Source organism: Polymorphobacter fuscus (genome assembly GCF_011927825.1).
GTDB classification, from domain to species: Bacteria; Pseudomonadota; Alphaproteobacteria; order Sphingomonadales; family Sphingomonadaceae; genus Sandarakinorhabdus; species Sandarakinorhabdus fusca.
The window spans coordinates 1,848,886-1,868,346 of the sequence record NZ_JAATJI010000001.1; the positions used below are offsets into that span (position 1 = coordinate 1,848,886).

Genomic DNA, 19,461 nt, shown 5'->3' on the forward strand with positions numbered 1-19,461 from the left:
ACATGAAGGGCGATTTTTCGCGGATCCGCTTCGACCCCCTGCACCGGTTCAGTCGGGTGCTTGTGCAACAGGGCCGGGTGACGCTCGATGCCGATGCCAATGAACAACAGGCGATCAACCTCCACCTCTTGCGCAGCCTCGCCGCCGATCTGATCGGGCGCCACGGCGGCCCGCAGGGCGGCTTTGTCGTGACGTCGGAAGCCGACGCGGAGGGCCGCGGGTCCGAACTCGTCATCGGCGCCGGCCATTATTATGTCGATGGCTGGCTGTGCGAGAACCCCGCGCCCACCGGCTATCGCGGGTTCGGCGAAACCCCGGGCCAGCCGTGGTTCCGCGATCCGCCCAAGGCCGAGCCCGGCGTTCATCTCGCCTATCTCGAGGTCTGGGAACGCCATGTCAGCGCCGCCGAGGCCGACCGCGGCGGCGACATCGCGGCGCCCGACGCCATCCGCGAAGTCGCCCTCGACGGCCCCGACACGACGTCGCGCGCCCAGGTCGTCTGGCAGGTCCGGCTGCAATCCGGCGCCAAGTTCGGCCTGGCACCGGAACAATCGCTGTCCGACGAGGAATGGCAGAAACTGTCCGAAAGCTGGTTCCCGGCCGCGCGCGGGCGCATGTCCGCCAAGGCCGCCGAAGCCCCTGTCGATACCGGCGACCCGTGCACCGTGTCCCCCCGCTCCCGCTATCGCGGCATCGAGAACCAGCTTTACCGGGTCGAGATCCGGCGCGGCGGCACGGCCGCTGCCGGCGCCAGCCTTGCCTGGTCGCGCGAGAACGGCGCCGTCACTCTGCCCGTCGCGCAGATCGCCGGGGCGCGGGTCACGCTCGCCGACGCCTGGCGCGACGAACGCTTCGCGCTTGCCACCGGCGATATCGTCGAACTGGCGGACGACAGTGCCGGGCTGGGGGCCGAGGCATCGCCGCTCTACCGCATCATCGCCTATGATCCGGACAGCGCCACTGTCACCCTCGATCGCAGCCCGGTCGAAACCAGCGACGACCCCGCGCGCCCCGTCCTGCTCCGCCGCTGGGACCATGGCGTGACCCGCAGCCTCGTCGATCACGAAGTGCCGCTGGTCGAAGACAGCTGGCTGACGCTGGAAGACGGCATCACCATCCGCTTCGACAGCGACAAGGCGTCGCCCGCGACCTACCGGGCCGGTGACTATTGGCTGATCCCGGCGCGCGTCGCCCTGGGCGACGTCCTGTGGCCGCGGGATGGCACTGCCGCGCGCGCACCCCGCGCGATCCCGCCGCACGGCATCGAGCGCCATCGCGCGCCGCTGGCCATCGTCATGATCGGCGGCGACGGATCGATCAAGGTTACCCGGGACCTGACGCGCCGCTTCCGATCGCTCGTCGAACTCAGCTGACGGATGGGGCGCGATACCCGGCCAGCGCCAGCGCGCCGTCGAGCGCATCGCCGAGCGGCGGGCGCAGCCGGTCGACCGTTCGCGCCCGTAGCCAGGGCCGCATCCGCGGCGCCAGCCCGCCCATCAGCGTGCAGCGCGTCGCCCCGCGTTCGAAGATCGTCTCGATGAACCGCTCGATATGCAGCACCGCGTCCTCGACGATGGAGCGCGCGATGGCATCATCGGCTTCGGCATGGTCCATCACCAGCGGCGCCAGCTTGCCATAATCGCCGGCGCCCGCGCCATCCATCCAGGCGATGACCTGCGCCGTGTCATGGCCGAAACGCTCGGTGACCGCCTGGCTGAGCGGCGTCGCCTGCGTCCGCCCGTCGAGCGCGCGCAGCGCATGGCGGACAGCGCTCAGCCCCAGCGCGGCGCCGCTGCCTTCATCCGAGATCGGAAAGCCATAGCCGCCGATGGTGAAGTCGCGCCCCGCGGCGCGTACCTGCGCGATGCTGCCGGTGCCGATGATCAGGATCGCGCCGTCCGCCCCGCCATGGGCGCCGAGATTGGCGACCAGCGCGTCGGTGGCGTAGACAACATCGGCAAAGGGAAAGGCGAGATCGGCCAGCGCCGCGCGCACGCCCGGCCGCGAAATGCCGGCGATGCCCATGCCGGCGCGGATCGTCGCCATCTCCGCTGCCGACAGGCCGGCCGCCGCCACCGCCTGGTCGGCGACATCGCGCAGCGCGGCGTGAAGCGGTTCGATGCCGATGCGGGCGTTGGCGGGGCCGCCCTGGCCGGTGCCGATCACCACGCCGTCCGCGTCGATCAGCCGGGCGCGGCAATTGCTGCCGCCGGCGTCGATGCCCAGGAAATAGCTCATGCCGCCTCTACCTCGCCGCCGATCCAGCTTCGGGTGACCTGCCGGTCGGCGTCCAGATGCACCAGGTCGGCGCGCAGCCCCGGCCGGATCGCACCCGTGTCGCCATCGATGCGCAGGAAGCGCGCCGGGTTGCCGCTGGCCAGCTTCGACGCCGCCACGATCGACACGCCGAGCAGGTCCATGGCGTTGCGCACCGCCGTCGCCATGTCGAGCGCCGACCCGGCCAGCGTCCCGTCGGCGCCGCGGCAGGTGCCATCCACCACGCGAATTGCCTGGCCCATCAGCGTGAAGCTGTCGGCAACCCCGCCCACCGGCGGCATCGCGTCGGTGACCAGCATGGCGCCGTCCAGCCCGCGCGCCGCCAGCGCGATGCGCAATGTCGCCGGGTGGACATGGACGCCATCGACGATCAGCCCGAAATGACTGGCGCGATCATCGAGCGCTGCACCGACCATCCCCGGTTCCCGGCTGCCCAGCGGCGTCATCGCGTTGAACAGATGCGTGAAGCCCGCCAACCCCTCCGCCAGCGCCGCACGGGTCGCGCCGTAATCGGCCATGCTGTGCCCCGCCGCCACGATGACGCCGGCCGCCGCCAGCGCGCGGATCGCGCCGGGCGGCGCCAGTTCGGGCGCCAGCGTCACCAGCCGGCGACCGCGCGTCGGCTGCAGCAGGACCGCCAGGTCGACCGGCGTGAACCGGGCGGCATCGTGAATGCCCTTTTTCGCCGGGTTGAGGTGCGGGCCTTCCAGATGCAGCCCCCAGACCCCCGGGACGCCCGCCGCCAGGGCCGCCTCCGTCGCCGCCATCGCCCGCGCGATCACCGCGGCATCATCGCTGATCAGCGTCGGCAGCAGTGCGGTGGTGCCGAAGCGGCGGTGCGCCCGGGCGATGGCAGCGATGCCGTCCACGTCGGGCCGGTCGTTGAGCAACACATCGCCGCCGCCATTGACCTGGGTGTCGATGAACCCCGGCAGCAGCCAGCCGCCCTCCAGACGCACCACGCGGCAACTGCCCGGCAGCGCGTCATCGGGCACCAGCCGCAGGATCCGCCCCTTGTCGATCAGTAGCGCATGGCCGGCGATGACCGCATCCGGCTGCACGATCGCCGCGCCGACAAGAGCAGTGACGCTCATAGGGTATGGGTCACCTTGGACAGGTGCGGCGGCCGGTCGGGATCGAGCCCCCGCGCCAGCGCCAGCGCCTCGGCCAAACCGTAAAAGCTCTGGATCGCCGCCAAGGCAGCCAGCAACGGGTGCGCCTGCCAGGGCAAGGGGAGTGCCAGCGTCGCGGTGGCCGTGTCGTCCGGGTGCCCGGCGGCGATCACCTGCGTGCCCCGCGCCCGGAATTCCGTCAGCCGCGCATGCAGCCCGGCGCGCGCCGCATCGGTCGCGCCGAACGCCAGCACCGGGACGCCATCGCCGACCAGCGTCATCGGTCCATGTGCGACTTCGGCGCTGCTGAACGCCTCGGCGTGGATCCCCGATGTTTCCTTCAGCTTGAGCGCCGCCTCGCCGGCGATCGGCAGGGTCAGCCCGCGCCCCAGCACCAGCATCGACGACACGTCGCGCAGCAGCGGCACCGCCGCGCGCCAGTCCTCCGCGGCCGCGAGCACCGGGGCGATCTGCGGCAGCAGCGCCAGCAGTTCGGCGTCTTCGGTCCATTCGGCGACGAGGTGGATGATCGCGACCAGCGTGCCGACGAAGCTCTTGGTGGCAGCAACGCTGATCTCGGGCCCCATGTGGACCGGGATGCAGATGTCGGCGAGCGCCGCCAGGGCGGACTCGGTATCGTTGACGATGGCGACAACCAGCGCGCCCTGCCGCTGCGCATCGCGCGCCGCGGCGATCAGGTCCGGGCTGCGCCCCGACTGGGAGATGGCGAGCAACGGAACCCCGGCGAAACGCGGCGACGTCGCCTTGTAGATGGAGCCGATCGACGGCGCCTGGCTGAGGACCGGCATTGCCGCCCGGGTTTCCAGCAACACCTTGGCAAAGCCCGCCGCATTGTCCGAACTGCCACGCGCCAGCGTCGCTGCGAAGGGGGGCGCAAGCGCGCGGAGCCGGGCACCGGTCGCACGCATCAACGCCGCATTGCGGACGATCTGCGCGGCGCACAGGGCCGGCGCTGCCTGTGTCTCGCGCGCCATCAGGGAAGCCGGCAGCTGCATGGCGGGACAATACCAAAACCGATTGTGCGATCAATTGGATTTAATTTGGTTGCATCGCGCACGGCCGCAGATAATACCAGCTGACACGCCTGTCGTTCGTCTCACGCAGAGGCCATATGCAGACCGAAACCGTCGATCCGCGTTTTGTCGATATCGATCGATGGCCCACCGCCGTCGCGGTGGCGGCAATGTTCGAAGGCCAGCTTGCCGCGATCGCCGCGGTCGCCGCGCAGGTCGCACCCATCGCCGAAGCCGCCGAAGCCGCCGCGGCCCGATTGGGCGATCGCGGGCGGCTCGCCTATGTCGGCGCCGGCACATCGGGGCGGATCGCCGTGCAGGACGGCGCCGAACTTCATCCGACCTACAACTGGCCGCAGGACCGGCTGGTGTTCCTGATGGCCGGCGGCCTCGCTGCACTCACCGAAGCCGCCGAAGGGGCGGAGGACGACGCCGACGCCGGCCGCGCTGCGATCGCCGGCGCGGCGATCGGCGCCGATGACGTGGTGATCGGCGTCGCCGCCAGCGGCCGCACCCCCTATACCGTCGCCGCGATCGACGCCGCCGGCGCCGCCGGCGCGCTGACCATCGCCATCGCCAACAACGCCGGCTGCGCGCTGCTTGCCCTCGCCGACCATGGGCTGGTGGCCGTCACCGGTACCGAAGTCATCGCCGGGTCGACGCGGATGAAGGCCGGCACCGCGCAAAAGGCGATGCTCAACCTGCTGTCGACCGCTATCATGCTGCGTCAGGGGCGCATCCATCGCGGCCTGATGGTCAACATGCGCATTTCGAACGACAAGCTGCGCCAGCGCGGCGAAGCGATGGTCCGCGATCTTGCCGGCGTCGATACGATGCGCGCCGCGCAGGCGCTCGATGCCGCCGGGCAGGATATAAAGCTCGCCGTCCTCCTCGCCCTCGGCGCAGCCCCCGACGCCGGCCGCCAGCTTCTCGATCGTCACAGCCATGACCTGACGCGCGCCCTCACGGCCTGGCGCGCGGAGGCCCGGCATGCGTGACCTTCTGGTGACCCGCGGCGCCGACGGCACGCCGCTTTACCTTCAGTTCGCCCGCAACCTGCGCGACCATATCGAAAGCGGTGCCATCACGCCCGGCGATGCCCTGCCGTCCGAACGCGACCTCAGCGAGATGGCGGGTATCTCGCGTGTCACCGTTCGCAAGGCGATCGAGGCGCTGATCGACGAAGGGATGCTGTTCCGCCGCCAGGGGTCGGGCACGTTCGTCCTGCGCCGCATCGAAACGCCGGCGTCGGTGTTGTCGAGCTTCAGCAGCGATGCCCGGTTGCGCGGCGAAGACCCCGGCGTCTTCTGGATGATCAAATCCTATGCCCAGCCGACCGAGGAGGAGGCCGCCGCCTTGTCGATCCCGCCGTCGACCCGCGTCGCCCGCCTCGGCCGCGTCCGGCTGTCGGCGGGCGAACCGCTCGCCATCGAACATGCCGTGGTGCCCGCCGACTGCCTGCCCGACCTGACCAGCATCGGCGATTCGCTGTATGAAGCGATGGGCCGCAGCGGCTTTCGCCCCGTCACCGGCACCCAGCGGGTGCGCGCCTCGCTCGCCACGCCGACCGAAGCCGGGCTGCTCGGTGTCCAGCAGAACAGCGAAGTGCTGCGCATCGAGCGCGTTACCCGCGTCGAAAGCGGCCGCGCCGTCGAATTCACCCGTTCCGTCTATCGCGGCGACCGCTATGACATCGTCACCGAACTGAGGGGCATAGGTGCAGAACCCGACTGACGTCGCCGCCATGGCAACCGCCGACCTGACCGCGGCGCCGGCGCCAGTCGCCGCGCCGACGCGGCTGCTCCGCCTCTATCTGCTGCTCGGCTTTTCCGCCGGCCTGCCCTTCTACATGTTCAATGCGGTGCTGACGCTGCGGCTCGCCCGCCATGGCGTCGATATTGTCGTCATCGGCTTTTTCGCCTGGATCGCACTGCTGCCGACCTTCAAATTCGCCTGGGCACCGCTGCTCGACCGCTACAGCGTTCCCGGTTTCTCGCGCTTCTGGGGGCGGCGGCGCGGCTGGATCATGCTGTCGCAACTCGGCATCTTCCTGTCGATGGTCGCGATGGCCTTCACGTCGGATGACCAGAACCTGCCGCTGACGGCGCTGTTCGCGTTGCTCCTCGCCTTCTGGACGACGACCCTGGAAGTCGCGGCCGATGGCTGGCGCATCGAGCTCGCGCCCGGCCAGGCGGAACAGGCGCCGATCGTCGCTGCCAACCTCTGGGGTTATCGCAGCGCCATGGTCGCCGCCGGCAGCGGCGCCGTGCTGGTCGCTGCCCGTTCGGACTGGACGCTGGCCTATCTGACCATCGCCGTTGCCGCCTTCCTGCCCTTTCCCATCCTCGCCGCGATGCGCCCCGAGCGCCCCGACACCCCCGGTCGCACCCGCGCGCTGCTCCACGGCACCGCCATAAGCCTCGCCATCATCCTCGCCAGCGCCGTCGCTACGGCGGGCATCGGCTGGGTGCTGCTGTCGGCGGTCCAGGGTGCCGGTTTCACGGCCGAGACAAATGTCACCCCCATCGTCCTTGCCGTTGCGCTCATGCCCTTTGCGGCGCTTGCCATCGCACTGCCGCGCATCAATCGCCTCGCTGCCGACGCCCCGGCGCGAATGCCGGCGTTCCTTGCCCCCTATGTCGAACTGTTCTGGCGCTATTCCTACGGCATCCTGCCGCTGCTGGCCTTTGTGTCCTTCTATCGGATGGGCGATGTGCTGACGCTGACCCTGTCGCACCCATTGTGGAACGCCGCCGGCTACAGCCTCGAACAGATCAGCATGGCCGATGGCGTGGTGGCGTTGACCTGCAGCATGGCGGGGGTGGCGCTGGGCGGATTGTGCGCGGCGCGGTTGCCGATGGTGGTGGCGCTGGTCATCGGCGCCTGCGCCTCGGCCATCGGCAACTGGGTGTTCGTCTGGCTGTGGTTTGCCGAACCGTCGTCCTGGGTGCTGTACGTCGCCGCCGGCGTCGACCAGTTCGGCCATGGCCTGGAAGGCGCGGTCTTCGTTGTCTATCTGTCGATGCTGGTCAGCCCGCGCTACCCCGGAGCCCAATATGCCTTTCTGTCGGGCTTTGCCTTCCTGCTGCCACGACTGATCGGGGGCGCCGCCGGGACGATCCAGAAGCAGATCGGCTATGACGGCTTCTTCATGCTGTCGGGGGCGCTCAGCCTCGCTGCCATCCTGCTGCTGCCCTTCGTCATGCGGCTGCGCCCGCGCATCGCCGAAACGGAACCGCTCCCATGATCGACACCCTCTGCGAGCAGGCCTTCGCCCCAGCCGCCGCTTCCGTCGCCGACGGTCGCATTCCGGGTGCCACGCTGGGCATCGTCACTGCCGACGGCCGCCACGCCGTGCGTGTCGCCGGTGCGGCAGCGCTGGTGCCGGACCATGAGATGCTGACCCGCGGCCATTGGTTCGACCTTGCGTCGGTGTCGAAGGTCATCGCCACCACCACGATCATCCTGCAGCTCGCCGACCAGGGCCGGCTCGATCTCGACCGGCCGCTGACCGACGCCATTCCGGACCTGCGCCAATATGATGTCGCCAACGCGGCGGAACGCAAACTGACCTTCCGCGACTGCCTTGCGCACCGCAGCTTCCTGCCCGCGGTCGAACCCATCTACACCTACGGCGACGACCCCGCACGGCTGCGCGCCTTTGTCCTGCAACGCGAATGGCGGCACGGCCCGCCGGTCTATTCGGACATCAACTTCATCCTGCTCGGCATCGCCATCGAGCGCATCACCGGCGCGCCGCTGTCGGACTGGCCGCTGGGTGACGGCCTCGCCTTTGGGCCGCCGCCGGGCCCCGCGGTCGCGACCGAGGCCTGCCAATGGCGCGGCCGGGTGATGAAGGGCGAGGTCCATGACGAGAACGCTTATGCGCTCGGCGGCGCCACGGGCCATGCCGGGCTGTTCGGCACCATCGACGGCGTGCTCGGCTTCGCGCGGGCGCTGCTCGCCGACGAGATCCTGTCGCCGGCAATGCTGGCCGAGATCCGCACCCCGCAACTGGGCCATCGCACCTGCGGCTGGGAACGTGCCTTTGCCGGCTGGCCGGGCGGCAACGCCTGTTCGCCCGAAACCATCGGCCACACCGGCTTCACCGGCACCGGGCTGTGGATCGACTTCGACCATGGCTATGCCTGGTCGCTGCTGACCAACCGGGTCCACCCGACGCGCCATTCCGACAGCGGGATCATGCCTTTGCGCCGCGCCGTCGGCGACGCACTGGCGCACGCCTGGAAGGATCAGTGATGCACTATGGCTGGCTGCTTCTCTCACTCGCCGCGCCCGTTGCGGCCGCACCCGACCCCGCACTGCTGCCCCGTGTCGAGGCGGTGCTGGCGCAGGGGCCCGCAGGCACCCGCTATGGCCTGATGGTCACCACGCTCGATGGCGAACCGCTGCTGGCGATTGCGCCGGACCAGCGCTTCATCCCGGCGTCCAACACCAAGATGTTCGTCACCGCGACGGCCTATGCCGATCTGCCGACGCTGCAGCAGGCAGCGACCGGCACCGGCGTGCGGCTCGAAACGGTCGACAACGATGCGATCGACGTCGTCCTTCACGGCCGCGGCGATGCGCTGCTGGCAAGCGCTGCGGGTTGCACAAGCGACTGCCTGCAAACGCTCGCCGATGCCGTTGCCGCGCGGACCCGGCGTGTCCGGAATGTCATCGGCGACGACAGCTGGTTCCCTGCGGAACGCTGGGGACCGGGAATGAGCTGGAACAATATCGAATCGCGCTATGGCACCGGCATTTCGGCGCTGACCCTCGACGACAACGAAATTGCCGCCACGGTCACCCCCGGCGCCATCGGCACCACGCCGGCGGTCGTCGCCGCGCCCTATTACCGGATCGACAACCGCCTCCTCACCATTGCCGGCAAGGACCGGGCGATCACCACCGAACGCGCCCCCAATACCGACCTTGTCCGCCTCACCGGCACCATCGGCGTCGAGGCGCCGCCGGCAACGCTGTATTTCAGCCTCGACGACCCTGCCCATTATGCCGCCTGGCGGATGCGCGACCTCTTGCGCGAACGCGGCGTCGCGGTGACCGGCGCCATCGCCACCCGCCATCGCCCGCTCGCCCCCAGCGACGACCCCGCCATCCGCGGCGGCGCCCCGGCGCCGCGCCCGCCGCAGCCCGAAATGCTGGCGGTGCTGCCCGCTCCGCCGCTGGCCGACGACATGCGGATCATCAACAAGCAGAGCCAGAACCTGCACGCGGACCTGATGCTGCGCCGGGTCGCACGGCAATCCGGTAGCGGCTCGATTGCCGATGGGCAGGCGGTGCTGCACCGGCAGATGACACAGGCGCGGCTGCCGGCCGACAGCTTCACCTTCGCCGATGGGTCGGGCATGTCGTCGTATAACCGTGTCACGCCGCGCGCCGCGGTGACGCTCCTCGGCTGGATCGCACGTCAACCCTGGGGCACCGCCTGGCGCGAAACCCTGCCGATCGCCGGCGTGGACGGCACGCTGCGCAATCGCTTCAAGGGCTCGGCGCTGGAAGGCAAGCTGCTCGCCAAAACCGGATCGCTCAACGCCGCCCGCGCGCTGTCAGGCTATTTCATCAGCCGCAGCGGCCAGACGCTGGTATTTTCGGCGCTTGCCAACGACATGCCCGACGGGACCGATGCCGAGGCCAGCGCCGCCGTCGACCGCGCCATGGTCGTCATTGCCGAGGCGTTCTAACCCCGCGCCGGCGCCAACAGCGTTCGCGCCGCTGCATTGGCATCGACCGCCTGCTTGCTGAACCACAAGGGCTGCATGTCGCCGGCGAGCCAGCGCCCGTAAAAATCCTTGTAGTGCGGCGATCGCGGGTCCGCCGACTGGCCCGGCAGCAGCAGGAAGCGGCTGTTGTCCCAGGCGCCGACGTCCGCCACCAGCAGATAGCTGGCCCCGTGCGAGACCCGAAAGCTGCGCTTGGGCACGCCGCGCGCCATCGGCGTGAAGCCGTCCCCACCCGACCGGCCGCCGTCGATCCTGGGAAAAGCAGCGGCGATTCCGGGCAGCGACGCCAGCGGGTGCGCGATCTCCACCCGGTGCAGATCACCCCAGCGCCATTGCGCCGGGTCGGCACCGCCGTGCTGAAGCGCCTTCTTCCACCCCGCCACCAACGCCCGATCGATGAGCGCATCGCGCGCTGCCATCGGCTCCGCCCCCAGCAAAGCGCCAGGGGCCGCAAGGCTTTCGAGCATGTCATGAAGATTGACCGTCGGCACCAGCGCCCGCGCCGCGGCCGGCACCACAAGCGCGTGATAGCCGCTGAGCAGCTCGGGCATCACCATTTCGTACAGCAGCGCTGCCGCGCTGTCGGCGCCGAGGCCGTTGTCCCAGCCCCGCAGCAGCGCCGCCGCCGGCGCCGCCTCCGCCGACACCGCCGTGGGAATCAACCTGACCAGCGCCCGCGCCGGCAGCGACTGCACGTCATGCTGCAGTGCGATGCTGTCGGTGATCCGGTGCTTGGGCTGAGCCCGCAACACCTCGGCGATGCGGTTGTAGCGGAACGGGTCGCTCCATTCGAAGCTGATGATCTTCTGCCCATAGGGGTAGCCTTCGGGCAGGTTGAGCTGGTTGGCCGAAGCAAACCAGCCTTCCTTCGGATTGAGCACATGCGGCATTTCGGCGACAGGCAGCAACCCGGTCCAGTCGAAGTCGCCGTCGCCGGGCGCCGGCAACAAGCCGTCGTGCCTGGGCCGGCGCGGGGTGAAGCCGATCGTCTGCCAGCCGGTGTTGCCGTCGATATCGGCGTAATGAAAGTTGGTCGGCGACACATGCAGCTTGAAAGCACGGTGGAGCGACGGCCAGTCGGTCGCGAGGTTGATGGCGATGATCGCGAAGCGCATCAGCGCGCCGGGCAACATGCCGACATTGGCCAGCGCCACCGCACGCTGCCGTGCCGGGTCCTGCGACACGATCGGGCGGCCGCCGGCATAACGCTGCGTCACCTGCTGCGCCGGCCCGCCCTTCACGGCGATCGCGTCTTCGTGGATCTCGAACCGCTTCCATTCCCCCTTGTGCCAATAGCGCTCGGGGTCGCCGTCCGCCGTGCGCAGGATGAAAAGGTCGGTCTGGTCGATGTGAAAATTGGTGCGGCCAAAGGCGAAACGGTCGGTATGCCCCTGCATGATGCCCGGCAGCCCGGGCGACCCGGCACCGATCACGTCGAGCCCCGGCGCGGTCAGATGCACCATGTGCCGCGGGCTGAAACCGCCGATGCCGAGGTGCGGGTCGTTGGCCAGGATCGGCCGACCGGTGGCGCTGCGCGCGGCGGCGATCGTCCAGGCGTTGCTGCCCTGCGCGAACCGGTCGGCACGCCGGGCCGCAGCATCGGGCGTCGCTTCCTGGATGGTGTCGAACGGCACCGGCCGTGCCGACGGCGCCAATATGCCGAGATCGGACTCCTGCACGGCAGCGACATCGAGGCCCGCCGGCACCGTGAATTTCCACGCCGGACGCAATGGTGCCATCACCCGGTCGATTTCCAGCATGCCCATCGCCTGCAGCCGGGCGCGGCGCACCTCGTCATCGGCGTCACCCGTGTCGACACCGCGGATCCGCGCCAGGTCGCGCACGTCCCAGCGCAGCGGGCTGATGCCCAATATGGCATATTCCGCTGGCAGCTGGGTCGGGTCCGCCGCCAATTCGGCGATCCGCGCGTTGATGCCGGCGACATAGCCCTGCGCGCATTCGAGAACGTCGGGCGGCACGATCGCCAGTTCGGCATCAAGGTCGCCGCGATAATGAAACAGCCGCGCCGCCGTGTCGGCCGCGACAAAGCCGGGACCGAAAACTTCTGCCATGCGGCCCAGGTCGCGGCGATGATCGAGGTCGATCTGGAACAGCCGGTCGCGTGCCACCAGATAGCCCTGGCCGAAATAGGCGTCGTGCAGCGAACCGGCGCGCACATGCGGGACACCGAGCCTGTCCTCGATGATCTCGATCGGCCCTCGGGCGCCCTGCACGCGCGCTGTCGGCTTGCCGCCGGCGGAGTCGGTCTCGCCATCGCGTGCCGGGGTGGCCCGTGTCGGCGTGCACGCCGGCAACGCCAGGGCGGCAACCGAGGCCATCAGAAATGCGCGCCGCTCGATCAAGACACCCTCCTGCCGAAACGATGCGCCCGACCGGTCACCGTTTCCAACCCGACCCTACAGGCTGTCCGACGCGGCGCCAGAGCCGGTCGTCCCGCCGCCATTCCCCAAAGCTATACCTTTGGCCCATCCAAGTAATACCAAATCTATTGACCCGCCTTTGCCACGTTGTAACGTCATTGTCATGGCAGCGCCGGTTGGCGCGCTGGGTGCCGGTCATTTCGCGGCACTCGCGGGGTCGTTCAAAGGGGGTTGCAATGCGTGGTCTGCGGCAGGTTCGTCATTCGCTGGTCTGTTCCACTGGCCTTGGTCTCGCCACGGCGGTGCTCGCACTCGCTGCGCCCGCCGGCGCGCAAACCGCGGCGCCCGCCGCAGCCGATCCCGATCCCATTGCCGAACAGATCATCGTCACGGGCACGCGCGTCGTGCGCGACGGCTTCCAGTCGCCCACGCCGCTGACCGTGCTGTCGCAGCAGGAAATCCAGAACCAGTCGCCCACCAACAACCTCGCGGATTTCGTCAACCAGGTCCCGGCGCTCGCCGGCAGCACCCGCCCCGCCAATTCGCGGCTGGCGATCAGCTCGGGCCTTGCCGGCATCAACACACTCAACCTGCGCAACCTCGGCGAAGTCCGCACGCTGGTCTTGCTCGATGGCCGTCGTTCGGTCGGCTCCACCATCACCGGCCTCGTCGACATCAACACCTTCCCGCAATCGCTTGTCAAAAGCGTCGAGATCGTCACCGGCGGCGCCTCTGCCGCCTATGGCTCCGACGCGGTGGCCGGTGTCGTCAACTTCGTGCTCGACAAGAAATATACCGGCTTCAAGATCGACGTCGACAACGGCATCAACAGCAGCGGCGACGGCTTCAACTACAGCGTTTCCGCCGCTGCCGGCATGCCCTTCGCCGATGGCCGCGGCCATATCCTGCTGTCGGGGGAATATGCCCATCGCGATGGCATCTTCAGCGTCGATCGCGACTGGAACCAGATCGGCTATCGCACCCTCGTCAACCCCAACTATACCGCCACCAACGGCCAGCCTGCCAACCTCGTCGTCACCGGGGCCGGCACCTGGAACACGACGCCCGGCAGCATCATCCGGTCGCAGGTCGGCGGCAGCACCGTGCTGCGCGGCAAGTATTTCGACCTCGGCGGTGCCGTGAAGAACTACAATTTCGGCACGCTGACCGATGCCTCGCAGACCGTCGGCGGTGACTGGCAGGTCAACGATACGTCGCGCCGTATCGGCCTCGATGCCACCGACGACCGGCGCGGCGCCTTCGGCCGCGTCAGCTACGAAGTCGCGCCCTGGCTCGAAGTCTATGGCCAGGCTTCGTACAACTGGAACAAGACGCTGTTCAACGCAGGGCCGCAGGCAGCGACCTTCTCCCTGACCCGTGACAATGCCTATCTGGTCCAGGCACTCGGCGCAGCGGCGCTGACGGGGGTCACGTCGGTGGCGCTCGGCACGTCGGCGGCCGACCTGCCCTATCGCAAGAACAACAGCGACCGCCAGGTGCAGCGCTACACGCTCGGCGCCGGTGGCGAATTCCAGATGTTCGGCAACAAGTCGATCTGGAGCGCCTATGCCCAATATGGCCAGACCGACGCGCACGAGCAGCTGCGCGATATCATGAACAACAACCGGATGGCGCTGGCGACCGACGCCGTGTTCGCGCCAGCCGGCAACGCCCTTGGCGTCGCTGCCGGGACCATCGTCTGCCGGTCGACACTGACCGCGACGACCAACGGCTGCCTGCCGCTCAACCGGCTCGGGGTCGGTGTTGCCAATCCCGCGGCGGTCAGCTGGGTGCTCGGCGACCCCTATCGCGACCAGCGGTTCAAGCAGACGGTCGCCGGCGTCAACCTGTCGATGACACCCTTCGCCACCTGGGCCGGCGATGTCAGCGTTGCCGTCGGCGGCGAATATCGCAAGGAGGAAGTCTCCGGATCGGTGCCGACCGAGTTCCAGACCGGCTGGTCCGTCGGCAACTTCCTGCCCACCTTCGGCAACTACAATGTCAAGGAAGCCTATCTCGAAACCGTCATTCCATTGGGCCTGGGCGCGGAGTTCAACGGCGCCGTGCGCGCCACCGATTATTCGACCTCGGGCTATGTCACCACCTGGAAGGCCGGGCTGACGTGGCAGCCGATCGAGGACATCCGGCTGCGCGGCGTCGCCTCGCGCGACATTCGCGCGCCCAACCTCAACGAGTTGTTCCAGTCGGGAACGTCGCGGACCAACACGTTCGGCACCGGTTCCGGCCTTGGCCAATATGCGGGCCGGAACTTCCGCGAGGTCACCACCGGAAACCTGTCGCTGCGCCCGGAAAAATCTGATTCGCTGACCTTCGGCGGGGTTTTCCAGCCGCGTTTCGTGCCCGGCCTGTCGCTGTCGGTCGACTGGTATCGCTTCAAGGTCAAGGACGCCATCAGCCAGTTGTTCGCCGATGACATCGCGCTGCGCTGCAACGAAGGCCGCCAGGACTTCTGCAACGCCATCACCGTCGATACCAGCGGCGTGCGGGACTTCGTGGTGGCGGCGAGCCCGTTCAACTTCGCACAGATCACGGTGCGCGGCATGGATTACGAAGCCAGCTACGCCGTGCCGCTGGCCCGGATGTTCAACGACAGCCCCAGCAGCCTCGTCCTGCGCGGAACAGCGACCAACTATCTGGAAAACACTGTCAACAACGGCATTTCCATCCCCGTCGACACGGTCGGCCAGAACAGCGGGCAGACCAGCGGCACGCCGAAATGGATCTTCCGCATGGCCGCAACGTTCGACACACCCGCCTATTCGATCACCGCCGTGGGCCGCGGTGTCAGTTCGGGCACCTACAACAACACGTACATCGTCTGCACAACGGGCTGCCCGGCCAGCACGCCGACCAACCCGACGGTGAACGACAATCACATCGCCGGTACGTTCTACACCGACCTCAATTTCACCGCCAAGATCAAGGTGGGATCGTCGGACGGCCAGTTGTTCCTCAACATCACCAACCTGTTCGACAAGGACCCCATCCTGCTGCCGGAAACCGGCCTGTCGGCCAATTCGTCGTTCAGCGACCTGCTGGGCCGGGCGTTCCGCGTCGGCCTGCGCTTCCGTACCAACTGATGGTGATGGGTGGGCGAACCGCCCACCCATCCGATCAGGAACAGCCGGCAGGCGTTGGTCGCAACAGCGCCCGGCCGGCCCGGGTGCCGGTGGTCACGCCGTTGTCGACTGCCAGTGCGCCGTTGACGAACAGCTTGGCGACGCCGACGCTCAAGACACGCGGGTGGAGATAATCGGCACGCGGCGCGTAGCGTGCCGGGTCGATCACCGCGACATCGGCATAATAGCCGGGCCGCAGATACCCGCGCCGGTCGAGCCGATACATGTCGGCGGTCAGGCCGGTCGAATGGCGGATGAACGCCGGCAGGCTGATCACGCGCCGACCCTTGACATATTTCACATATTTTTCCGGAAAAGTGGCAAACATGCGCGGATGGCCGTCGGAGCCGTCCGACGAGGTGACGACCCAGGGCTGCTTCATGAACAGGTCGACATCGGCCTGCGCCATGTTGAACGATGCGACCGATGTGCCGCCCTTGCGGCCGGTGCCTTTCCCGTCGATCCCGGCCCGGATGATGCGCAGCGCCGCATCGCGCGGATCGATCCGCCATTCGCGCGCCACCTGGTCTAGCGTCTTGCCCGTCCAGTCATAGCCCGCCGCAATCAGCAGCAAGGACTTCGCGCCGCCGCGCCGCCGCATGTTCTCCTGCATCTCGGTACGGATCTTTGCCAGCGTCGCCGGGTCGTCGAGCCGCTTCAGCAGCGCCAGCGGCCCGCCATCGACCGCCCAGCCGGGCAGCAGCGACGCATCGAGGCTCGATCCCGATGCCAGCCATGGATATTGGTCGGCCGTCACCTCCTGGCCCGCCGCACGGGCCGCGTCGATGACGTCGATCACGGCCTGGGCCTGACCCTGGACATCGATCCCCAGCGCCTTGATATGCGCGAAATGCACCGCCATGCCCGCCGCGCGGCCGATGGCCAGCACCTCCCTGACCGATCCAAGAAGACCGATGGTATAGCTTGATTCATCGCGCTGGTGGGTGTCGTAGATGCCGCCGCGCTTTCCCGCTTCTCTGGCAACGGCGATGACTTCGGCGGTCTTGGCAAAGCTCTGCGGCGGGTAGAAGAGCCCCGTCGACAGGCCGGCGGCGCCCTCGCACATCCCCTTGGCGACCAGCGCCTGCATGCGTGCCAGTTCGGCCGGATCGGGCGCACGGGCATCCTGCCCCAGGACGCGCTGGCGGACCGCGCCAAAGCCGATAAAGGGAATGATGTTGGTCCCGATTCCCGACGCCGCCAATTTGGCCGCATCGGCGCCGACATCGGGCGTGCCATAGCCATCGACACCGATCACCACGCTGGTCGCGCCCTGATCGAGCCAGGCAGCGTTGACCCGGGTTGCCGGATCGGAGGACCGAATGAAGCTGTCGGCATGGGTATGCGCATCGATGAAACCGGGGGCGACGATCATGCCGGCGGCATCGATGGTGCGCTTCGCCGACACCGCCGCGTGCGGGCCGACAAAGGTGATGCGGTCGCCCGTGATCGTCACATCGCCGACATAGGGTTTGCCGGTTCCACCGTCATGGATCATGCCGCCGCGGATCAGCACATCGGCGGTTTCGGGTGCCGGCGCCGCCGCCGCGAGCAGAGCCACCGTGACGACGAGACCGGCTGCCTGCAGCAGCAGGCGGGAACGGTTCCGGCTGGGGATTTCGCGCATGCAGGCGATGGCTTTCAGAAAGGGCGGCGGACGCCCACCATGGCCCCGATGCCCCGGCATCGTCCAGCCGCCATGGTTGCGCGATGCCATAACCCGATGGCATAGCGCGCGCGACACGGCGAACGGGACCTTCGACCATGAACCTGCGCCAGATCGAGATCTTCCACGCCGTCTATCTTCACGGCAGCGTCAGCGCCGCCGCACGCGCCCTCAACGTATCACAGCCCGCCGTGACGAAGGTGCTGCGCCATGCGGAGCGCGCGATCGGTCTGCCACTGTTCGAACGCACCAAGGGCCGGCTGATCCCGACCGTGGATGCCCACACGCTGTTCACCGAAGTCGCCGACATCCACGATCGCGTGCGCTCGCTGCGCCAGGCCTGCCACAACATGCGCCAGGGGCGCGGCGCGCTGCTGCGCATTTCGGCGCTGCCGTCGCTGGGCCTGGGCGCCATCCCCGCAGCGGTGGCCGAATTCCTGCGCGACCATAGCGATATATTGTTCGACCTGCAGACGCTCCACCATGATGAAATGGTCCGCAAGCTGTACGATCGCGAGACCGATATCGCCATCGGCTTCGAAGTGCCGCCGTCCGCGCCCGTTGCGCACCAGGTGATCGGCGAAGGCGAGTTGGTGGTGCTCTATCCCGAGGCGGCAATGCCCGATGCGCCGCCGCGTTTGCACCTCGATGCCCTGCGCGGCCATCGCTTCATCAGTCCGGTTCAGGCGGGTCCCATCGGCCGCATGCTGTCCGCCGAGCTCAACCGCCTCGACGTCGAACTCGACGAAGTGGTGTCGGCACGCACCTATTATGTCGCGGCGGCGCTGGTGCGCGCCGGCGTCGGCATGGCCATCGTCGACAATTTCACCGCCAATGCAGCGGTTGCGGCGGGCCTGTCGAGCCGGCCGCTGCAACCCGCCATCACCTTCGATATCCACGCGGTCTATCTGCAAAACCGCCCGCCGTCGAAAACCGCATCGGAGTTCCTGGCGCGGCTGGCACAGGTGATCGAGAATCTATAGCATCCGGCTATAGGCCAGATGGGCCTTGCTATGGGGCAAGGGCGCCTTGGCTGCGCTACCATGGCTGCTCGCCTCCAGCCCGGGTTCCGAAGCGTGATGATTGCCACCCCCTATCTCCTCTACCTCGGCCATTCCAATGACGAGATCGGGATCAAGACATCCCGCGGACTGGCCGTTTTCCGGCCCGATATCTGCGTCGGCGAGTTCCGCCATGACGATTGCCGGTTGACGCTCGGACTGCCGCGGATGGGGTTTGCCGATGCCTATCACGCCGGGGCCCGGACCTTGGTGCTCGGCATTGCCAACGCCGGCGGCCGATTGGGTGCGGAGCTTGTCGAGGATGCGCTCGACGCCATGGCCGCCGGGCTCGACATCGCCTCGGGACTGCACCAGCGGCTGAAGGATGAACCGCGACTGGTGGAGGCTGCCGCTCGCCTGGGCCGGTCCCTGCACGATGTGCGCGACCCCCGACCCGATATTCCGGTCGGCACGGGACGCCGCCGCGCCGGCAAGCGGTTGCTGACGGTCGGCACTGATTGTTCGGTGGGCAAGATGTACACGACCCTTTGCCTCGCCCGCGCGCTTGCCGATCGCGGCATTGCCGCCGATTTTCGGGCCACCGGCCAGACCGGCATTCTCATCGCCGGAAGCGGCGTGCCGCTCGACGCCGTGGTCGCCGACTTCATTTCCGGCGCCATCGAGCAGATTTCGCCCGACCGGCACGACGGGGGCTGGGACCTGATCGAAGGCCAGGGCTCGCTGTTTCACCCGTCCTTCGCCGGCGTGTCGACCGGGTTGCTGCACGGTGCCCAGCCCGACGCCATCATCCTGTGTCACGACCCGCTGCGCAGCCACATGCGCGGGCTGCCGCATTATGCCCCCCCGGGCCTTGCCGAATGCCTGGAAGCAAATCTGCGCGTCGCCCGACTGACCAACCCCGACGTCCGGGCGGTCGGCATTGCGCTCAACACCGCCGCGCTGCCCGCAGCCGAGGCAAGCGCGCTCTGCGATCGTACAGCCGCCGCGCTAGGGCTGCCCTGCACCGACCCCTATCGCCTGAGCGTAGCCGACATCGTCGACACACTGGTGGAAGCATTCGACTGACAAACGTCCGTCGGCGCCCT

General features: G+C 68.4%; 14 protein-coding genes. 9 read left to right on the plus strand and 5 right to left on the minus strand.

Annotation, left to right across the window (positions count from 1 at the left end):
• Positions 1-2 precede the first annotated feature (2 nt).
• The gene (locus tag GGQ62_RS08750) at positions 3-1,373 is read left to right on the plus strand and encodes a DUF6519 domain-containing protein (RefSeq protein ID WP_152577664.1); all 1,371 of its coding nucleotides are present in this window, start codon (positions 3-5) and stop codon (positions 1,371-1,373) included.
• Here the strand turns inward: GGQ62_RS08750 and GGQ62_RS08755 are convergent.
• The 3 genes from GGQ62_RS08755 to GGQ62_RS08765 are packed head-to-tail and all read right to left on the minus strand — an operon-like array spanning position 1,366 to position 4,384.
• Positions 1,366-2,238 carry a glucosamine kinase nucleotide-binding domain-containing protein gene (locus GGQ62_RS08755; protein WP_152577663.1) on the minus strand — a complete coding sequence of 291 codons (873 nt, stop codon included), beginning with the start codon at positions 2,236-2,238 and terminating at the stop codon, positions 1,366-1,368. The two genes, GGQ62_RS08750 and GGQ62_RS08755, sit on opposite strands and share 8 nt — an antisense overlap.
• On the minus strand, positions 2,235-3,371 hold the full coding sequence (gene nagA / locus GGQ62_RS08760; RefSeq protein WP_152577662.1) for an N-acetylglucosamine-6-phosphate deacetylase: 1,137 nt from the start codon (positions 3,369-3,371) through the stop codon (positions 2,235-2,237). Before nagA ends, GGQ62_RS08755 begins: the two co-directional genes overlap by 4 nt.
• Positions 3,368-4,384, minus strand: a complete 1,017-nt coding sequence (locus GGQ62_RS08765; RefSeq protein WP_152577661.1) for an SIS domain-containing protein — start codon at positions 4,382-4,384, stop codon at positions 3,368-3,370. The genes nagA and GGQ62_RS08765 overlap by 4 nt, the downstream gene beginning before the upstream one ends.
• A gap of 137 nt (positions 4,385-4,521) precedes the next feature.
• Here GGQ62_RS08765 and GGQ62_RS08770 point away from each other — a divergent pair, with 137 nt between their 5' ends.
• From GGQ62_RS08770 to dacB, 5 genes are read left to right on the plus strand one after another with little or no spacing between them, the layout of a single operon-like run.
• Positions 4,522-5,421, plus strand: a complete 900-nt coding sequence (locus GGQ62_RS08770; RefSeq protein WP_152577660.1) for an N-acetylmuramic acid 6-phosphate etherase — start codon at positions 4,522-4,524, stop codon at positions 5,419-5,421.
• Positions 5,414-6,157 (plus strand): GntR family transcriptional regulator, encoded by a 744-nt coding sequence (locus tag GGQ62_RS08775; RefSeq protein WP_152577659.1) that lies wholly within the window; start codon positions 5,414-5,416, stop codon positions 6,155-6,157. The genes GGQ62_RS08770 and GGQ62_RS08775 overlap by 8 nt, the downstream gene beginning before the upstream one ends.
• Positions 6,141-7,670: an MFS transporter gene (locus tag GGQ62_RS08780; RefSeq protein WP_341534274.1), complete on the plus strand. Its 1,530-nt coding sequence runs from the start codon at positions 6,141-6,143 to the stop codon at positions 7,668-7,670. Before GGQ62_RS08775 ends, GGQ62_RS08780 begins: the two co-directional genes overlap by 17 nt.
• Complete coding sequence (locus GGQ62_RS08785; RefSeq protein ID WP_152577658.1) at positions 7,667-8,683, plus strand: serine hydrolase domain-containing protein; 1,017 nt, start codon at positions 7,667-7,669, stop codon at positions 8,681-8,683. The genes GGQ62_RS08780 and GGQ62_RS08785 overlap by 4 nt, the downstream gene beginning before the upstream one ends.
• A complete protein-coding gene (dacB, locus tag GGQ62_RS08790; protein WP_152577657.1) occupies positions 8,683-10,128 on the plus strand; it encodes a D-alanyl-D-alanine carboxypeptidase/D-alanyl-D-alanine endopeptidase in 1,446 nt (481 codons plus the stop codon). The genes GGQ62_RS08785 and dacB overlap by 1 nt, the downstream gene beginning before the upstream one ends.
• On the opposite strand, the gene GGQ62_RS08795 is transcribed toward dacB, so the two are convergent.
• On the minus strand, positions 10,125-12,530 hold the full coding sequence (locus GGQ62_RS08795) for a penicillin acylase family protein (RefSeq protein WP_167649545.1): 2,406 nt from the start codon (positions 12,528-12,530) through the stop codon (positions 10,125-10,127). The two genes, dacB and GGQ62_RS08795, sit on opposite strands and share 4 nt — an antisense overlap.
• Before the next feature lie 254 nt (positions 12,531-12,784).
• On the opposite strand from GGQ62_RS08795, the gene GGQ62_RS08800 reads away from it, so the two are divergent.
• A complete protein-coding gene (locus GGQ62_RS08800) occupies positions 12,785-15,649 on the plus strand; it encodes a TonB-dependent receptor plug domain-containing protein (protein ID WP_152577655.1) in 2,865 nt (954 codons plus the stop codon).
• A 34-nt stretch (positions 15,650-15,683) separates the two neighbouring features.
• Here the strand turns inward: GGQ62_RS08800 and GGQ62_RS08805 are convergent, their stop codons facing one another.
• Complete coding sequence (locus tag GGQ62_RS08805) at positions 15,684-17,315, minus strand: N-acyl-D-amino-acid deacylase family protein (RefSeq protein WP_152577654.1); 1,632 nt, start codon at positions 17,313-17,315, stop codon at positions 15,684-15,686.
• Positions 17,316-17,452: 137 nt separating this feature from the next.
• On the opposite strand from GGQ62_RS08805, the gene GGQ62_RS08810 reads away from it, so the two are divergent.
• Both GGQ62_RS08810 and dgcN read left to right on the plus strand, forming a co-directional pair.
• Entirely contained in the window at positions 17,453-18,337 is an 885-nt protein-coding gene (locus GGQ62_RS08810; protein ID WP_152577653.1) for a LysR family transcriptional regulator, read from the plus strand.
• 96 nt (positions 18,338-18,433) lie between these two features.
• Positions 18,434-19,441 carry an N-acetyltransferase DgcN gene (gene dgcN / locus GGQ62_RS08815; protein WP_153401301.1) on the plus strand — a complete coding sequence of 336 codons (1,008 nt, stop codon included), beginning with the start codon at positions 18,434-18,436 and terminating at the stop codon, positions 19,439-19,441.
• The last annotated feature ends 20 nt before the right edge of the window (positions 19,442-19,461 follow it).